Origin of the sequence: Actinopolymorpha alba DSM 45243, from assembly GCF_000373925.1 — a bacterium.
Classification (GTDB): Bacteria; Actinomycetota; Actinomycetes; order Propionibacteriales; family Actinopolymorphaceae; genus Actinopolymorpha; species Actinopolymorpha alba.
The window spans coordinates 24446-39122 of sequence record NZ_KB892796.1 but is presented as its reverse complement, the minus strand read 5'-3'; the positions used below and the strand labels follow the sequence as shown (position 1 = coordinate 39122).

Sequence of the window (14677 nt, the reverse complement as noted above, 5' to 3'; positions counted from 1 at the left end):
TCAGCTGGGGGCAGAAGGGTGAGCCGGTCGACGATCGTCCGCACCTCAGAAAACTCCAACTCACCGCGTTCCAGCGCCTGCCGGGTGTTCGGCAGGTCGGTAAGCGCCAACGCGATCAGCATGAACTGATCACTGCGGTAGTTGGTCCACCCCAACATCGGCGACAACAGTTCAGCCGCCCGCGGCTCCGGCACAGACGAGCGTTCCGCCTCATCATCCTTGAAGCAGGGCGGGCAGTGCGCCAACACAGCAGTCACAGCAAGACTCAAAGACTCGCCCCAACAGGCGACCTTCCGCGCAGCTTGAAGCAACACGCCAAGCTCGAAACCATTACAGGCGTCCCGATCGACAGCAGCGAACGCCACCACCAACTCCGGACCGGGAAGCATGTCAGCAAACCCAGGCGGGAGCGGAGGGATCCGCACACCATCGCCGTCGCTCATGCGTTCGATTTTACCCCCGACAGGATCACTGCCGCAACCAGTAGGGATGCCGGAATCCTTTATTTACAAGGAGTTTCCATGCGTGTGGGAAAGGTTCGCGGTGTGGGACCGTGGCCCACGTGCCGCACCAATGTGCCGCTCGCCCGCTGGCGCTCTCCACCAACCCGCAGCCCGCTGGCGCTCTCCACCAACCCGCAGCCCGCTGGTGCGACGGCCTGCCCACCAACGCGCTGCCAGCTGGCACCCCGGCCAGCCGCGGACGCCTGCCTACGGAGGCGCCCCCACTGGCCCCACCCCTACGAGTTCGGTTCTGAGGAGGCGCGCCGGGCGCGGGCCCGTCGCTTCCCCTCGTGCATCGCCTGCACCCGCGCGATGGGGATCCCGTGGCCCTCCTCGATGAGGTCGGCGTTCAACCGTTGCGGCTCCGGCATGCGCTCGGCCCAGGGGTCACGCTCACCCAGCAGCCGAATCGCCGTTCGTACCGTGAAGTCACGAGGTGCGACGTCCGCCAGGTCCGCCCACTCCACGGGATAGGACACCGACGTGCCCGGCCGTATCCGCGGACTGTACGCGGCGACCACGGTCGCGCCACCCGCCCGGGTGGAGTCGAGGAACACCTTGGCGCCGCGGTCTTCACGGATGAACGCGGTCGTCGCCAACGCGGGATCGAGGCGTTCGGCTCGGGCAGCGATCGCGCGGGTGGCCGCGGCGACATCCTCCGCGCCGTGACCTGCCACGGGGACGAACACGTGCAGCCCTTTCGAGCCGCTGGTCTTGACCACGCCGACCAGCCCAGAGTCGGCCAGCGCCTGCCGTACCAGGAAGGCCGCGCGGACGGTCAGCCCGAACGATTCGCCCTCCGGCGGGTCGAGGTCCATCACCAGGTGCGTGGGCCAGCCCGGCTGATCGGCGCGCGCCAGGGTCGGGTGATACTCCACCGCCCGCTGGTTGGCGAACCAGAGCAGCGTACGGCGATCGTTGCACAGGGCGTACGACACGTTACGCCTGGAGGATTCCGCCCACAGGGTCACCGTGCGCACCCACGAGGGCGTGTACTTCGGAACGTTCTTCTGCATGAACGGCGCCTGACCGCGCAGCACGCGGACCACCGACAGCGGCCGGTCGGCCAACTCCGCGATGATCCGGTCGCCGACCGCGTCGAGGTAGTCGACGAGGTCCCGCTTGGTCGCATCCGCCCCCTCGAACAACGGCTGGTCGAGGTTGGTCAGCGACACACCATCGCGAACTTCGCCACCACTCATCGGAAGGTCCCCTCCGCCAGCGCGGGATCCGAGCCGTCAATCCACCATTGACAGCTCATCGAGCCGGTCCGTTCGTACGTCATCACCCGAGCGTAGGTCACCTCACGGCGGGGGCCCTAACGATGAGAAACCTGCCCTAGCGGCGCAGCCCTTCGATGAGTCGCTCCAAGGCGGTCGTCGTGGCCTCCAACGACGTGGGGTCACCCGACTCGGCGAGCCAGACGGCGGCCTCGTTCATCGCTCCCGACAGAAGCCGGGCCAGGGGTTCGACCGGCTGTGGAGCGAGAACCCCGGAGGCGACCAGCGTCTCCAGGGCCTCGGTCAGATGGTGGGCGGAGGACGCGTCATCCATCTCGCGCCATTCGTTCCAGCCCAGGACGGTGGGCGCGTCGATCAGCATGATCCGCTGGATCGCCGGATCCGACCCCGCGGACAGATAGGCGCGGCAGCCCGCGATCAGTTGTTTCCACGGGTCTTCGTGGTGGCCGGCGGCTTCGGTCACCCGGTCGGCCACCTCCTGCTGCGCCTCCTCCACGACGGTTCTGAACAGCCCTGCCTTGCTGCCGAAGTGGTGGTACGCCGCGCCTTTGGTCACCCCGGCGCCGCGGGCGACCTCCTCGAGTACCACTCCGTGAAAGCCGTCCCGAGCGAACCTTCGCCGGCCCTCCGCCAGGAGCGCGCGCCGCGTCTCCGCGCGTTGCTCAGCCCTGCTCGCCACGTCCGCGTCCACCCTCCATCCAGTGCATCGTCGTCCCCTCCAGCGCATCGTCGTCCAGGGCGACGGGCACAACCGAGATTGACATACCGAGAGTATGCCAATAGCGTCCGTTGGCATACCCACGGTATGTGAAATTCGACAGGAGACCCCATGCCCGCCGTGCTCGACAGCTTCTATCCGGTCATCGGCACAAGCCAGGTCGCTGAGTGCCGTGCGTTCTACACCCAGCACTTCGGCTTCGAGGTGGTCTTCGAATCGGACTGGTACGTCAGCCTCCGCCGGCCCGAACCCCCGCACTACGAGCTCGCCCTGCTCGACCACACCCACGAGACGATCCCCGAGGGCTCACGCGTACCCGTTCAGGGCCTCATCCTGAACTTCGAGGTGCCCGATGTGGACGCCGAGCACCGCCGGCTGGTCACGGAGGCCGGGCTCCCCGAGAGACTCTCGTTGCGCAGTGAGGACTTCGGCCAGCGCCACTTCATCGTCGCCGCACCAGACGGAGTACTCATCGACGTGATCACTCCGATCGCTCCGTCGGAGTCATTCGCCGCGCAGTACGTCGAGACCGCACCGGCTGCTCCTTCACACCAGTAAATGCGCGAAGCTTGGGCGCCAACCTGTGACGTTGTCACCCGAAGCCGAGGACCTGCTGCGCGAGTTGGCGCCGCAGGTCCTCGGCACCGGGCTGCGGGCACAGGCCAACCCGGAAGCACAGAGCAACAAGGCAGCACCGCACGGCCAGGAAGAATTGGGGAATCCGCAGTGACCACCGAACGAATCCCGCCGCCCGTGATCGCAGGTGAGCGGGAAATGGTACGTGCCTTTCTCGACTACCACCGAGCGACGCTCGCGATGAAATGCGACGGCCTTTCCGACGACGAACTCCGCCGGCAGTCGATGCCCCCGTCGACGCTTTCCCTGCTCGGCTTGGTGCGGCACATGGCCGAGGTGGAGCGGGCGTGGTTCCGGCGGGTGATCAACGGCGAGGACATCCCGCTCGTCTGGTCAGACAAGCGGGACTTCCAGGTGGCGTACGACGCCCGTACGGCCACCCGGTCAGAGGCGTTCGCGGCCTGGGAGGCAGAGGTCGCGCACTCCCGCCGGATCGAGCAGGACACGGAGTCCCTCGACGTGACCGCCCGCGAACCCAAGTCGGGTGAGGAAGTGTCGCTCCGGCTGGTGATGCTGCACCTGATTCATGAGTACGCCCGGCACAACGGGCACGCTGATTTCCTTCGTGAAGGAATCGACGGGACTGTCGGAGCCTGAGAGGCGGGCGACAGGGTTGGGTCCGCACACAATGGGCTGGAGAGCCCGCGGTTTCAGGATCCACCCTCAAGGGCCGACAGGATGGCGCGTTCGACCGGGTAGGCGCGCTCGCGGTCCGCGAGCCGGAACGGCTCCAGCAACGCGACGCCTGGCTGGGCCATGATCCTGGGCGTCGTACCCCGGTGCGGCCACGACGCGGCGTGGACGAGGAACGGATGGCAGAGGTAGACGTCACCGGCCGCACCGGTCACATGGGCAACCGGCCGCGCCGCGCTCGCTTCCAACAGTGGTCCGGCCGAGGCGAGGTCGAGCCCGTCCTCGCCGGCCGCCTCGAGAACCCGTGCGGCATCAGTGTGTGAGCCGACCCGTACCCGCGTCGGAGCATCGCGAAGGCCGACGTCGGTGAAGAGGAAGAGCGCGAGCAGTCCGCGGTCGCGGCTCCGGATGTTCGTACGCCAGGTGTCACCCGACTGGAAGCTGGTTTCGATGTGCCAGCCGGCGTCGCCTGGGTCGGCGGGGTGCGGAAACCTGACCGGGATCGTGCCGCCCACGCCCTGGCGTTTCCACCAGGTGCCGGGCCCGATCAACTGGTCGTACGCCTCCCACAACGGCCTGGCCGTACCCGCCTGCGCGAAGGGCCGGCCGTCGTGACCCCGTTCCGGGCAGTCGATTCGCACCACGGGTGCCGTCCACGACGACGGATCGTCCCGCTGCACGCCCCGCTCCGCCAACCGCGCCCAGACCACCTCGACGCAGGCATCGACAACCTGAGGGGGCACGGCCTGGCGGATGGCGACGAAACCGTCACGCAGGAACGCGGTGATCTCGGCGACGGAGAGCATGACCAACACCATCGGCGGGCGCCGCGGGGCAGGTCAACGGGTTTTCGTCTCGCCTTTGCTCAGGCGAACGTCAAGCGCTTGAGAAGCACGAGGTGATGGCATCTGACAACCGGGGTTCTGTCTCACCCGCGACACATCCCGATTGGCGAAGTTAAGGCTCAGCCTCACCGGGTGAAATTCCCGCGGCTCCGGCTGATGTGCTCGCGTTCGTCCGTACGCCGAATGGTGGGCGATGGACACTGCCTTTCATGAGGGTACGCAAGCAATCCTTGCCTCTTGGCCGGATCGGCTTGCTGGTCGTGCCGATCGGGCTCGCCGTGGTCGTCGGCCTGACGGGGTGTACGCCTGACCCCGAGGGCGGGGCGTCGCCGGCGAGCAAGCCGTTGGTAGTGGTCAGCCCGTCGGCGATGGTGAGTGTGCTACCCGGAGCGCACAATGCGCAGGACGTCGCCTTCGCGGAGGCGATGATCGCGCACCACCAACAGGCGATCATGATGAGCGACCTGGCGGACAGCCGTGCGCACAACGCCTCGGTCAAGACTTTGGCCAAGTGGATCGAGGAGGCACAGAAACCCGAGATCGAGCAGATGAGCGCGTGGTTGCGGGCTTGGGGCAAGGCGGTGCCGACCCCTGATCCGGACCTGGAGTCGCACCTGCTCCGTTGCGCGAGCCCCGGTATGTCGCAGCACATGGGTCAGCCGTGCCCGAGCCCTGGCATGACAGGGCAGATGCCGGGCACGGAACACCAGGAACACATGCCCGGCATGATGAGCCAGCAGGAGTTGGGCGCGATGGTGCAGGCGTCCGGCGCGGCGTTCGACCGGGCCTACCTCCAGCTGATGATCCGCCACCATGAGGGCGCCATCGAGATGGCCAAGGTCGAGCAGCGGAAGGGGAAGTACCTCCCAGCCAAGATGTTGGCCGCGAGCATCGCCACCAGCCAGTCCGCGGAGATCACCGAGATGCGGCGGATCCTCCGCCTGCTCTGACGGACGGGCCAGACTCCCCGCGGCGCGCGCCCGGCTGTCAAGCTCGGGTTGTCAGGGTCAGTACGTACGCAGGCTGCGCGGGCAGCGGGGACGGCAGCCTGACCTCGACGATCTGCGCCCGTCAGCGGGTGATGTCGACGCCACTCGACTCGGTGGTCGTCCGCACCGCCTCACGGTCGGCGCGGAGTTGCCCGGCGAGCGGGGCATAGCCGTACCCGTAGCTCTCGCTGCTCGGTCCTCGCTGCGGGCTCCGGTTGAGCAGCGTTCCCACGAGCCGGCCGCGGACCGACGCCAGGCGTTCGACCGATCGGCGTACCTGGTCGCGCGAGGTCTTGCCGTGCCTCACGACCAACAGCGCACCCTCGGCTTGCGCGGTGAGGAGGGCCGCATCAGTCACGGGAAGCAGCGGCGGTGCGTCGATGATGACGACGTCGAACGTCCGCCGCAGGTCGGCGAGCAGCTCCACCATCGCCTTGGACTGGAGCAGGTCGGCCGGATCGGGCGGGATCGCTCCGCTCGTGAGCACACACAGGCCGTGATCTCCCCAGCTCTGCATCGCGTCCGCGAGGGCAACCCGTCCGATGAGCACCGTGGTCAACCCGACAGAGGGCTCGAGTCGTAGATACTCCGCCACGCTGGGGCGACGGAGATCGCCGTCGACCAGGGCGACGCTCTGACCCGCCTGTGCCAGCGTGACGGCGAGGCTGCAGGCGGTCGTCGACTTGCCCTCGCCCGCCATCGAGCTGGTGATCACGAAGACCTTGCTCGGCTGATCAACCTCGACGAACTGCAGGTTGGTCCGGACAACACGGAACGCCTCGGCGCGCGGCGTGTGTGATGACAGGCTGGTGAGCGGTGCCTGCTTGTTCGCGTCCGGATCGAACGCGATAACTCCGAGCACCGGCGCGTCTGCCAGCGTGGTGAGCTGGTCCTGATCGCGGATTGTGCTGTCGAGAACGTCGCGGAGCACCGCGAGGACGATGCCGAGCAGCAGCCCCATGGCCGCGGCGATACCGGCATTGCGGATCGGGCGCGGGGAGACCGGCCCATCCGAGGCCAACGGGGCGCCGAGGACGCTTGCCTTGATCGGCGGGCCCGACCGGTCTGGGGCGGTTTCGAGTTTGTCGACGAGCGAGATGAACTCCGTGCCGACCGCGGCTGCCAGGCGGGTGGCGCGGCCCGGGTCCGGGTCGGTCACCGTGACGCTCAGGATCACGGTTCGCGGGATCACCTTGGCGGTGACGCGCTTCCCGAAATCCTTGACGCTTTGATCGAGGTGGAACCGGTCAATGACCCGCTGGGCGACCTCCGGGCCGGTTACCAGGTCCGCGTACGACTCCACCCGCTGCTCCGAGAAGAGCCCACCTTGGTACGCCGACGAGACGTCCCCCTGGGGTGTGGAGACGAACAACCGGACCGTCGAGCCGTACTTCGGTGTGAGGCTCAGTGTGATGGCGGTGGTCGCGGCCGTGGCCACCAGGACACAACCGAGCACCACGAGCCACCGGCGTCGGAGCAGCTTGAGGTAGTCGCGTAGTTCCACGGGATTCCCGTCCTGTGTCAGAGCTCAGTCCTGCGCGAAGAAGCGTGCCGTGAGGCGCTATTTGTCATACACCTGCCTCTACGCACATGGAGCATTCATATCCAATCAGGTCGGGATAACACTCGATTCTGGGTGACGTCTGAGAGCGACTTCCGGCGGCCGGCCGATCAAAGTCAGCGGGTGTCGACCGGCCCGCTGTTGATCGAAATCAGATCGATCTGTTGGCGACTGTCAGATTTGCGGCAAAGAACCCGCACCTTCGAGAAATATGTGGTTGCATAACGGAGTTCGCCAGCCGGGGTCGGCCAGGGGAGATCGAGCTGCGAAGCCCGTGAGGGGCTGGATCCATACAGCGAGCGGCGAGAACGGGGAGTAATGCGAGTCGGTCTGCTGAGCCAATGGTTCGATCCCGAACCCGGTCCGGCCAGCCTGCCAGGCGTCCTTGCGCATGGCTTGGCCCGCCGTGGACACGAGGTGCGGGTAGTGACAGGGTTCCCCAACTACCCGGCTGGTCGGATCATGCCGGGTTACACGATGTCGCGCCGAGCGGATGAGCTGCACGGCGACGTGCGGGTCCGGCGGGTCGCGCTCTATCCGAGCCACGACAGTTCGTCGGTACGACGGCTCGCCAACTACACGTCCTTTGCCGCGTCCGCACTCGCCTCCGGTGTCAGCAGGCTTCGCGGCGCCGATGCCGTCTGGGTCTACAACTCGCCGATCACGGTCGCACTCCCCATGTGGTATTTGCGCTACGTGTACAAGATCCCCGTTCTCCTGCACGTGTTTGACATGTGGCCGGAGAATATCGAGGCGAGTGGCTTTCTGCCGGCCGGCCCGCTGCGCCGGCCGGTCAGGAATGGCATCAGCGCCTGGTGTCGGGCGATGTATCGCTCGGCCGCCCGCGTCGCGTACATATCTCCCGGCGAGAAGGAGCTTCTCCTTCGGCAGGGCGTGCCTGAGGAGAAGCTCGTCTATATTCCACTCTGGTCGGATGAGCGGCTGATCGCCGAACGACCGGTCGACATGCGTTCCGAACTCGGCCTCAGTCCTGATCAGATCGTGCTGGTGTACGCCGGAGCGATGGGAGAGGCGCAGGGACTCGAGGCGTTGATCGACGCGTGTGCGCTCGTGGATGATCCGCGGTTCGTGTGCCTGATCGCCGGCTCCGGTATATCGGAGGGATCGTTGCGCCAGCGCGCGGAGGTGGCCGGCGTGACGAACGTTCGCTTTCTCGGCCGGTTACCAAAAGAGCGGATGTCGGCATTGATGGCGACCAGCGACGCGCAGTACGTGAGTATGCGCAGCACCTACACGATTCCCAGCAAGGTGCAGCTGATACTCGCGTCCGCCCGCCCGATGCTGGCCGCCGCGGACGGCGACGTCGCCACGCTGGTGCGAGACAGCGGGGCGGGCATCACGGCACGTCCCGGCGACGCCTCGTCCATCGCCGACGGGATTCGCCTGTTGGGACGCAGCGGCCGGGAACACCTGCGCGCTCTCGGAAGTCAGGGGTGTTCCTATTACGCGCAGACCTTCTCGGTGGCGTCCGCGCTTGACCGGGTCGAGTCGACACTGCGACAGATCAAGGACGTCCGACGGTCGTCGTAAATGACGGCAATTGATTCGTCTCGAATCAACCAAGATTTGCCTTCCGTCCCGGTGCGCGAGTTTGTTCGCATCTTCACCGGGCAGGACTTCTGTCGGTCGCTCATCTGCGAACGGCACCCGGAATGGTTTCGAGCCGAATCCAACCGGAGCGACTTCTCGAGGGGGATTTCTCATGAAGATCTTGATGACCGGGGCAGCTGGTTATATCGGTACCTGGCTCGGCCCTGAGCTGCGTGAACACGGGCACGAGGTGTACGGCGCAGATCTACGTCCGCAGGAGACGGAGCACCACACGGTCACCGACCTGCTCGACCCGGACTCGGTCGAGAGGCTGTTCGCCGAGGTCCGGCCTGACGTCGTCGTACATCTGGCCGCCAAGTATGGGCGGGTGCAGGGGGAGGACCGGCGTTGGGAGACGGTTCGTGACAACGCCGAAATGACGACGCTCATCGCCGAGGCCTGTGGCGCCTTCGAGGCGCGGCTGGTGTACGTGTCGAGTTCTGAGGTCTACGGCACCGGCTTGTCTGGTGCGGACTGGACGAAGCCGCGGGCGTGGAACGACGTGAAACCGCTCAACCTGTATGGGCTGACAAAGCTCTGGGGCGAACAGGTCGCCGAACTCTACGCGCCGACCGGACTGGTGATCGCCCGGTTGAACATGCCCTACGGCCCTGGCCCGTCGTCGGGTACGCCCGCCCACGTGGGTCGTAATGCGCTGCACACCTTCCTCTGGCAGGCGCATCACCGGCATCCGATCACGGTTCACCAGGACACCTCGCGTTCCTACACCTGGGTCGGTGACGTGATGGCGGGGCTGCGAATGGCGATCGAGCAGTCGCAGGACGGAGGTCGGTACGTCGTGTCGCGTACGGACGACCTGCGGACCTCAGAGGAAGTGGCGAAGCTGGCCTGCGAGATCGCTGACTGGGCCGATCCGGTCATCAACATCGTCGGTCGCCCCAAGGGCGTGACGCCGGTCAAGACGTACGACAACTCAACGACGCTGGCGCTTGGCTGGAAACCAACCGTCGAACTGGAGCTCGGTATCCAGCGGACCTACGACTGGATCCGCCATTTCGACGAGGACGGGCTATGGCAGGTGTGATCTGAACCCATGCGCCATTGTGACGCCGACCGACGGTCGGGCCGGTGAGCCTCCGGCGGGTGGTAGCGAACGTTCCACCCTGGTTGCTGGCTGGTGTCGCGGCCGTCTCGGTCTTCAGTCCCGCGGTCGCGGACGTGGCGGGGTCAATCACCTGCGCCGTGCTGCTTGCGTTCCACCTCAGACGCCTGCGGATCCGGGCTCCGGAAATTTTCGCGAGTCTCTTTACGGCGTTCGCTGTCCTCTCGATCGCGTGGGCGGTCGCGCCCGAGTGGACGTGGGACACGGCGCGCGCCCAACTCACCGCCCTCGCGATCTTCCTGGCGATCCGGACTGTTGTCACCGAACGGTGGCGGCTGGCTGTGGTCGCGTGGGGCTACCTGAGCGGTTGCCTGGTCGCGATCGTTCTCCTGATCCGCGATAACCCCACGATGCCTCTGCTGGTCGCCGGCCTCTCGACGGACCGGTACGGCATCGACGGCGTGAATTTCAACAACCTGGCCTATGCCCTCGCCACCGGAATCGCGGTGGCGGTCCTGCTCTGGAGCCTTTATCCATCGGGATGGGTCAGGTCTGTGCTGGCCGTTTCAGCCCTCGCAATGCTTTTCGGCATCCTCCAGACGGGCTGTCGGGGCGCGCTTGCCGGTGTGGTTCTGGTGGCTCTCTGGTTGCTCGTCCACCGGTTCATCTTTCGGTGGGGAATTGTTGTCCTGAGTGCTGGAATCGGCCTGGTTTCCTTGGTGGTCTCCAGCGGCCTGATGAACGTCGCACTGCGCATGCTCGACGCGGTGACCGTGCGCTCGACCGGCGATCTCACCTACCGACTACTACTCTGGCCGTACGCGAAGCAGGTGTTCGTCGAGCACTGGCTGGTGGGCGTTGGCGCCGGTGGATTCAAAACCTTGCCGCCGAACTATTGGTACGCCCACAACGTGTTCCTCGAGATCGCCACCGGCCTGGGCATCATCGGGCTACTGCTCTTCCTCGCGACGGTGTTCTCCTCTCTCATCATGGCCACGCGTGGCGCCTCCGCCCGCACTCTCGTTGTCGGTTCGGTGCTCGTCTGCTGGGTGCCCATGTGGCTGTCCGCGCACTGGGAGCTCGAATCCGCGTTGTGGCTCACGACGGGATTGTTCTCAGCGCTGGGGGCGCGGGGACAGCCGGCAAAGACGACAACTGAAACGAGCGACGTCCCTGAAGCCGACCACGTCAAAGCCATCCAAGCTCCGGCGGGATTCCTGGAGATGCCCGAGCGGACTCAAAAGAGTTCAGAAACGGTGAGTTGACACCGCACCGGCAGGTCGTAGTTTCTGCCCAGGGTGCCCTGGGGATACGCACATTGGGACCTGGCACCACTGACACAGTTGGCCGCCTGCTAACGCATTCGGGGGGAGGTGGTCGGGATGATGGTCGAGGTGGGGGTGAGCCCGGACGGGCGAAGCCCGAGCGGGGCCGGAACCACACTGCCAGCACTGCCATTCGCTGAGCCTGACATCGGCGAAGAGGAGATCGCGGCGGTCGCGGACGCTCTCCGATCTGGATGGTTGTCGAGCGGTCCGCGCGTCCACGAGTTCGAACGACGTTTCGCCGAACGCTGCGGTCCAGGAACAGAAGCGGTGGCGCTCAATTCGGCGACTGCGGGTCTTCATCTCGCACTGGAGGCTCTGGGTATCGGGCCCGGTGCGGAGGTACTCGTGCCGACGTGGACCTTCACCGCGACCGCTGAAATTGTTCATTATCTCGGCGCGGAACCTGTGCTGGTCGACGTTGATCCGACAACCCTCAATATCGATCTCGCCGCTGCCGAGTCCAGAATCACCGCCAGGACGGCCGCGGTGGTGCCGGTTCACTTCGCGGGCAAGGCACTGTCGTGCGCGCGTCTCGACGCCTTCGCGCGTTCACACAACCTGCGGGTGGTCGAGGACGCCGCGCACGCCTTCTCAGCGACCAGTGACGGAACTCCCGTCGGTGCGGGGCAGAGCCAGGCCACGGTGTTCAGCTTCTATGCCACCAAGACGATGACCACCGGCGAGGGAGGCATGTTGGTCACCCGTGATGTGGATCTGGCTCGACGCGTTCGAGTCATGCGCCTCCACGGGATCAACCGCGATGCATTCGCCCGCCAACAATGTGCGGACATTCCTTCCTGGCGCTACGACGTGGTCGACGCCGGGTTCAAGTACAACCTCACCGATCCCGCCGCGGCGATGGGACTTGTCCAACTGGTCCGGGCGGACACGATGCGCCTGCGCCGCGAAGAGATTGCCACGCGATACCTGGAATCCTTCCGCGATCTGCCACTGGACCTCCCCACGCCGGTCTCCTCGACCGACGTACATGCCTGGCATCTCTTCGTCATCCGGCTGCGTGACGAGGCGCGAGTGGGGCGGGACGAGTTCATCGCGGAGATGTCCGATCTGGGGATCGCGTGCAGCGTGCACTTCATTCCCCTCCACAAGCTCACCTTCTGGCGCCGGCGTGGTGGGCTCACGGACGAGATGTTTCCGGTGGCCAGCAGGGAGTTCGAGCGGGTGGTCAGCCTGCCGTTGTTCTCCCGCATGACCGAAGAACAGGTTTGCCGGGTCATCGAGGCCGTGACCAAGGTTCTGCGATGACCAGGCGAGTCTTCGAGGTGTTGACCGTCGTCGTGCTGCTGGCGCTGTCTCTACCGGTCCTACTGGCGGTCGCGATCCTCATCAAGGTGTGCGATGGCGGGCCGGTGCTCTTTCGGCAGGAGCGGATCGGACGGTACGGAAGGCGCTTCGACATCCACAAGTTCCGCACCATGCGCGGGAGCGATCGGATCGGTGTGACCTCCAGCACGGATACGCGGATCACCCGGCTCGGACGTACTCTTCGCGCCACGAAGCTCGATGAGCTGCCCCAGCTCTATGACGTTCTTCGCGGCCGGATGAGCCTGGTCGGACCCAGGCCAGAGCTCGCGCGGTACGTCGAATGCTGGCCATCCGAGGCGCGCGAGCGCATCCTGTCGGTGCGCCCCGGAATCACCGATCCCGCGTCCATCGTCTACCGGCATGAGGCTGACGAGCTCGCGTGGGCACCTGACCCTGAAGGTCACTACGTGACTGTGGTGCTGCCAAGAAAAGTTGACATGTATCTGAGGTATGTCGAGACCCGAAGCTTTCTTGGGGATCTCGCCATTCTTGCGAGAACGATTCCGGCCCTTCTCAGCCGTTCTCAATGGCCGGAGGGGTGTCTGACGCCAGCTCAGGCTGGCGTACGCACCGATCGGCACCTCACGACGCGCCGGGGTGTACCTCGACACTTTGCGCCAGAACCCAGCGGGATCGCGCCATCACCACCCCAGGGAACCCCGTGATCGAAACTCATTCCTCCACCATCAGGCAGACCACCGAGCCCGCGCCGGACGGAGAGAAGCGGCCGCGTGACCGGAGCGTCATCGCGGTGCTCGGGCTTACTGTCGTGGGCACAGTGGTGCCCGGACTGGGCCTTGTCCTCGCTGGACGGCGTCGACTCGGCAGGGTGGTTCTGGGCTGCACGCTCGCTCTGCTCCTGGCGGCGGCGTATGCCGTCCTGTTCGTCAGGCAAGACCTGGTCCAGTTGGCGTTCAACGTCAAGGTCCTCAACAGCCTGCCGCCGATACTGATCGGCATCCAACTGGCCTGGATCGTCGTCATCGTCGGGACGTACCGCTCCCTTCGGCCACCACAGCTCTCGCTCTTCGCTCGACTGGGCGGCGCACTCCTCGTCTCTGCGCTCGTCATTACGGTCGCGCTCCCGTTGGCGTTCATATCGCGGGTGGCTGGTGCGCAGAAGGAGTTGGTGAGTTCGGTTTTCAAGGAAGCGCGCGATATCCGAAGCGAGACGAAACCCAAGCAGGTCGCGCCCGAGAATCCATGGGCTGGACAGGATCGGGTCAACATCCTTCTGCTTGGTGGTGATGGGGCCCCCGAACGCAACGGCGTACGCACAGACACGGTGATGGTCGCGAGTATCAGCACGCGGACCGGCGACACCGCGCTGGTCAGCCTACCTCGGAACCTCGAGCGGGTGCCGTTCCCGAAAGGCTCGAAGCTCGCGAAGGTCTATCCCAACGGAATCTTCGATCCAGGACGAGAGTTCAAGGACTCGGGCGAAGAGCTGGAGTACATGCTCACCGCCATGTATGACAACGTTCCAGACCAGCATCCCGGCTTGCTGAAGTCGGACAATCCCGGTGCTGACGCGGTCAAGCTGGCGGTCGGCGCGGCTCTCGGGCAGAAGATCGACTATTACGTCATGCTCAACCTGAGCGGGTTCGAGTACCTCATCGACGCTCTCGGCGGGATCACGGTCAACATCAACGAGCCGCTCCCCCTGGGGGGAGACAACGAAACTGGTACGCCCCCGGAAGGGTGGGTCAAGCCCGGACCCAACAAGCACCTCGACGGCTACCGCGCTCTCTGGTATGCCCGCACCCGGTGGCGCACGGACGACTACGACCGGATGCGCCGGCAGCGGTGCGCCATGCACGCGATCATGCGGCAGGCGAGCCCTGGCCGACTCCTTGCGAGGTACGAACAGATCGCGGACGTGTCGCAGAAGATCGTGATGACGGACGTACCGCGTTCTCTCCTACCAGCGTTCGTCGACCTGGCGCTCAAGGTCAAGAGCGCCGAGATTTCCAGTGTCGTCTTCGACAACAGCCTCATCAAGCACTCGCGCCCCGACTACAAGTTCATCCGCGCCAAGACCAGGCAGGCGATCCAGGCAAGCGAGGCCGGCGAGAACACGCCCGAACCCACGGCGAAGCCGACTCCGAGCGCGGCGTCGTTCGTCACCGAAACCCGCGACAAGCCTGACAATCCCGCGACCACACTCGACGATGCCTGTGCCTACCGCCCGCGCGGTCGCTGAGCCGGTCGGACGCAGCGCGA

The 14677-nt window shown here is 65.8% G+C and carries 14 protein-coding genes and 1 pseudogene; 10 read left to right on the top strand and 5 right to left on the bottom strand.

The genetic code is table 11. From position 1 onward, the window contains the following. From B141_RS0131910 to B141_RS0131900, 3 genes and pseudogenes are all read right to left on the bottom strand, one after another. Nucleotides 1-443 (bottom strand): annotated as a pseudogene (locus B141_RS0131910) (DUF222 domain-containing protein); the annotation flags it as partial. A 296-nt stretch (nucleotides 444-739) separates the two neighbouring features. Continuing rightward, the gene (locus tag B141_RS0131905; RefSeq protein WP_020579256.1) at nucleotides 740-1705 is read right to left on the bottom strand and encodes a DNA polymerase domain-containing protein; all 966 of its coding nucleotides are present in this window, start codon (nucleotides 1703-1705) and stop codon (nucleotides 740-742) included. Nucleotides 1706-1841: 136 nt separating this feature from the next. Then, nucleotides 1842-2423, bottom strand: a complete 582-nt coding sequence (locus tag B141_RS0131900; protein WP_026257742.1) for a TetR/AcrR family transcriptional regulator — start codon at nucleotides 2421-2423, stop codon at nucleotides 1842-1844. Between the two features lie 150 nt (nucleotides 2424-2573). Between B141_RS0131900 and B141_RS0131895 the strand changes: the two genes are divergently transcribed. Genes B141_RS0131895 through B141_RS0131885 form a run of 3 tightly spaced genes read left to right on the top strand, consistent with a single transcriptional unit; the run spans nucleotide 2574 to nucleotide 3695 of the window. Further along, entirely contained in the window at nucleotides 2574-3020 is a 447-nt protein-coding gene (locus tag B141_RS0131895) for a VOC family protein (protein ID WP_020579254.1), read from the top strand. A gap of 31 nt (nucleotides 3021-3051) precedes the next feature. Then, nucleotides 3052-3192, top strand: a complete 141-nt coding sequence (locus B141_RS49885; RefSeq protein WP_157181448.1) for a hypothetical protein — start codon at nucleotides 3052-3054, stop codon at nucleotides 3190-3192. Continuing rightward, the gene (locus B141_RS0131885; RefSeq protein WP_020579252.1) at nucleotides 3189-3695 is read left to right on the top strand and encodes a DinB family protein; all 507 of its coding nucleotides are present in this window, start codon (nucleotides 3189-3191) and stop codon (nucleotides 3693-3695) included. The genes B141_RS49885 and B141_RS0131885 overlap by 4 nt, the downstream gene beginning before the upstream one ends. Nucleotides 3696-3748: 53 nt before the next feature. Here B141_RS0131885 and B141_RS0131880 read toward each other — a convergent pair whose 3' ends face one another. After that, nucleotides 3749-4537 carry a phytanoyl-CoA dioxygenase family protein gene (locus tag B141_RS0131880; RefSeq protein WP_026257741.1) on the bottom strand — a complete coding sequence of 263 codons (789 nt, stop codon included), beginning with the start codon at nucleotides 4535-4537 and terminating at the stop codon, nucleotides 3749-3751. Nucleotides 4538-4785: 248 nt separating this feature from the next. Here B141_RS0131880 and B141_RS0131875 point away from each other — a divergent pair, with 248 nt between their 5' ends. Further along, nucleotides 4786-5526, top strand: coding sequence for a DUF305 domain-containing protein (locus B141_RS0131875; RefSeq protein WP_020579250.1), 741 nt, complete (start codon nucleotides 4786-4788; stop codon nucleotides 5524-5526). 121 nt (nucleotides 5527-5647) lie between these two features. On the opposite strand, the gene B141_RS0131870 is transcribed toward B141_RS0131875, so the two are convergent. Then, nucleotides 5648-7069 (bottom strand): tyrosine-protein kinase domain-containing protein, encoded by a 1422-nt coding sequence (locus B141_RS0131870; RefSeq protein ID WP_020579249.1) that lies wholly within the window; start codon nucleotides 7067-7069, stop codon nucleotides 5648-5650. 375 nt (nucleotides 7070-7444) lie between these two features. Between B141_RS0131870 and B141_RS0131865 the strand changes: the two genes are divergently transcribed. From B141_RS0131865 to B141_RS43900, 6 genes are all read left to right on the top strand, one after another. Further along, nucleotides 7445-8677: a glycosyltransferase family 4 protein gene (locus B141_RS0131865; RefSeq protein ID WP_020579248.1), complete on the top strand. Its 1233-nt coding sequence runs from the start codon at nucleotides 7445-7447 to the stop codon at nucleotides 8675-8677. Nucleotides 8678-8849: 172 nt separating this feature from the next. Further along, on the top strand, nucleotides 8850-9782 hold the full coding sequence (locus B141_RS46460; protein ID WP_020579247.1) for an NAD-dependent epimerase/dehydratase family protein: 933 nt from the start codon (nucleotides 8850-8852) through the stop codon (nucleotides 9780-9782). Nucleotides 9783-9841: 59 nt separating this feature from the next. Then, nucleotides 9842-11065 carry an O-antigen ligase family protein gene (locus B141_RS0131855; RefSeq protein WP_237742857.1) on the top strand — a complete coding sequence of 408 codons (1224 nt, stop codon included), beginning with the start codon at nucleotides 9842-9844 and terminating at the stop codon, nucleotides 11063-11065. A gap of 117 nt (nucleotides 11066-11182) precedes the next feature. Then, nucleotides 11183-12394, top strand: coding sequence for a DegT/DnrJ/EryC1/StrS family aminotransferase (locus B141_RS0131850; RefSeq protein WP_020579245.1), 1212 nt, complete (start codon nucleotides 11183-11185; stop codon nucleotides 12392-12394). Then, a complete protein-coding gene (locus tag B141_RS43905; protein ID WP_020579244.1) occupies nucleotides 12391-13119 on the top strand; it encodes a sugar transferase in 729 nt (242 codons plus the stop codon). Before B141_RS0131850 ends, B141_RS43905 begins: the two co-directional genes overlap by 4 nt. Then, nucleotides 13116-14657: an LCP family protein gene (locus B141_RS43900; RefSeq protein WP_020579243.1), complete on the top strand. Its 1542-nt coding sequence runs from the start codon at nucleotides 13116-13118 to the stop codon at nucleotides 14655-14657. Before B141_RS43905 ends, B141_RS43900 begins: the two co-directional genes overlap by 4 nt. The last annotated feature ends 20 nt before the right edge of the window (nucleotides 14658-14677 follow it).